The 2484-nt window shown below is 62.9% G+C and carries 5 protein-coding genes; all 5 read left to right on the forward strand.

Annotated features, from left to right (window positions below; genetic code table 11):
* The coding region (locus ACO2Q5_RS23815; RefSeq protein WP_423295275.1) for a hypothetical protein at positions 1 to 111 on the forward strand (111 nt) is incomplete at its 5' end.
* Between the two features lie 176 nt (positions 112 to 287).
* On the forward strand, positions 288 to 596 hold the full coding sequence (gene rpsJ, locus ACO2Q5_RS23820; RefSeq protein ID WP_023666234.1) for a 30S ribosomal protein S10: 309 nt from the start codon (positions 288 to 290) through the stop codon (positions 594 to 596).
* A 14-nt stretch (positions 597 to 610) separates the two neighbouring features.
* Entirely contained in the window at positions 611 to 1333 is a 723-nt protein-coding gene (gene rplC / locus ACO2Q5_RS23825) for a 50S ribosomal protein L3 (RefSeq protein ID WP_423295702.1), read from the forward strand.
* Positions 1330 to 1950, forward strand: coding sequence for a 50S ribosomal protein L4 (gene rplD, locus ACO2Q5_RS23830; protein WP_423295704.1), 621 nt, complete (start codon positions 1330 to 1332; stop codon positions 1948 to 1950). The genes rplC and rplD overlap by 4 nt, the downstream gene beginning before the upstream one ends.
* On the forward strand, positions 1947 to 2243 hold the full coding sequence (locus ACO2Q5_RS23835) for a 50S ribosomal protein L23 (protein WP_423295706.1): 297 nt from the start codon (positions 1947 to 1949) through the stop codon (positions 2241 to 2243). Before rplD ends, ACO2Q5_RS23835 begins: the two co-directional genes overlap by 4 nt.
* Positions 2244 to 2484 lie beyond the last annotated feature (241 nt).

Below are 2484 nucleotides of genomic sequence, written 5' to 3' on the forward strand. Positions count from 1 at the left end.
TTCGAAGTCGAACTGATCGCGCCGATCGCCATGGAAGAAAAGCTGCGCTTCGCCATCCGCGAAGGCGGCCGCACCGTCGGCGCAGGCGTCGTCTCGAAGATCCTGAAGTAAGATTTCCGGCAGGGCGCGGGCTTTTGCTTGCGCCCTGACGCAGATCATGCGAAGGGGCCGCGCGGGCAGTCCTGCGCGGCCCGAATCCTTCGGCTTCGGTCGGGGGCAAGACCGTCAACAAGTGAACCTATCGGATGCGCCATTCCGGCGCATTTGACGTTCCGAAGGAAGAAGCAATGCAAGGTCAGACCATTCGCATCCGCCTCAAGGCCTTCGATTACCGCGTGCTGGATGCCAGCACCCAGGAAATCGTGAACACGGCCAAGCGGACGGGTGCCCAGGTGCGCGGGCCGATCCCGCTGCCGAACAAGATCGAGAAATTCACGGTTCTCCGTGGTCCGCACATCGACAAGAAGTCGCGCGACCAGTGGGAAATCCGCACGCACAAGCGTCTTCTCGACATCGTCGATCCGACCCCGCAGACCGTGGACGCGCTGATGAAGCTCGACCTCGCGGCCGGCGTGGACGTCGAGATCAAGGTGTAAGGGGAGACCGACAGATGCGTTCTGGAGTTATCGCCAAGAAGCTGGGCATGACCCGGCTGTTCCTGGAGGACGGCAAGCAGATCCCGGTGACGGTTCTGCAGCTGGACAGCCTTCAGGTCGTCGCGCAGCGCACCGCCGACAAGGATGGCTACACCGCCGTCCAGCTGGGCGCGGGCACTGCCAAGGTTTCGCGCACCACCGCCGCGCAGCGCGGCCATTTCGCCAAGGCGAATGTGGCGCCGAAGCGCAAGCTGGCCGAGTTCCGCGTCTCGCCGGACAATCTGATCGAAGTGGGCGCCGAGATTTCGGCCGAGCACTACGTTTCGGGTCAGTTCGTCGACATCGCCGGTATCTCGATCGGTAAGGGCTTTGCCGGTGCGATGAAGCGTCACAACTTCGGCGGCCTTCGCGCCTCGCACGGTGTGTCGGTTTCGCACCGTTCGCATGGTTCGACCGGCCAGTGCCAGGACCCCGGCAAGGTGTTCAAGGGCAAGAAGATGGCGGGTCATCTGGGTGCCGTCCGCGTGACGACGCAGAACCTGCAGGTCGTCAAGACCGACGCCGACCGTGGCCTGATCATGGTCAAGGGCGCCGTTCCCGGTGCGGCCGGTGGCTGGGTCACCGTCAAGGACGCCGTGAAGAAGGCAGCCCATGCCGATGCTCCGCGTCCCGCGGCGATCCGTGCGGCAGCCGAAGCTGCTCCGGCTGCGGAAGCGGTCGAAGGGGGTGAAGCATGAAACTCGATGTGATCAAGCTTGACGGCGGCAAGGCCGGGTCGATTGATCTGGACGAGGCGCTGTTCGGTCTGGACCCGCGCGCCGACATCCTGCACCGCGTGGTGCGCTGGCAGCGTGCGAAGGCACAGGCCGGCACCCACTCGGTTCTGGGCAAGTCGGACGTGTCCTACTCGACCAAGAAGATCTATCGTCAGAAGGGCACCGGCGGCGCACGCCACGGCTCCAAGAAGGCTCCGATCTTCCGTCACGGCGGCGTCTACAAGGGTCCGACCCCGCGGTCGCACGCCCATGATCTGCCGAAGAAGTTCCGTGCGCTTGGCCTGCGCCACGCGCTGTCGGCCAAGGCCAAGGCCGGTGAGCTGGTGATTGTTGACAGCCTTGCGCTGGACGCCGCCAAGACCGCCGCTCTGGCCAAGACCGTGAAGGAACTGGGCTGGAAGCGCACCCTCGTCATCGACGGCGCGGAAGTCGACGCGAATTTCGCGCTGGCCGCCCGCAACCTTGAAGGCGTGGACGTGCTGCCGACCATCGGCGCCAACGTCTATGACATCCTGAAGCGTGATATCCTCGTGATCACGAAAGCGGGTGTCGAAGCTCTGGAGGCTCGTCTGAAATGAGCGCGAAACCCGAACACTTCGACGTCATCAAGAAGCCCGTGATCACCGAAAAGGCCACCATGGCCTCGGAAAACGGTGCGGTCGTCTTTCAGGTGGCGATGGACGCCACCAAGCCGCAGATCAAGGAAGCCGTCGAGGCTGTCTTTGGTGTGAAGGTGAAGGCCGTCAACACCACCGTGACCAAGGGCAAGGCCAAGAAGTTCCGCGGCCGCGCTGGCGAGCGGAGCGATAAGAAGAAGGCCTATGTGTCCCTTGAAGAGGGCCACACGATCGACGTGACCACCGGTCTCTGATCGACGGCTTGAGTGAAATGAGAAAGCCCCTGCCGAAAGGCGGGGGCTTTTTGTTTTGCCAAGTAATTGTAGTGTGGTCTGGAAAGGCGGTCACATCACCTCTCACTACGCGAGATAGACGTTGTTGCACTTATCGGTGATGCGGATTCACGTCGTGAATCCTGAGCGTTAGATTCGGTCCATGCCGAAGCCTTCCTCTGCCCGCTACCGCACGACGAACTGGCCCGCCTACAATGCGGCC

This window comes from Neotabrizicola sp. VNH66 (assembly GCF_049445895.1).
GTDB lineage: Bacteria > Pseudomonadota > Alphaproteobacteria > Rhodobacterales > Rhodobacteraceae > Pseudogemmobacter.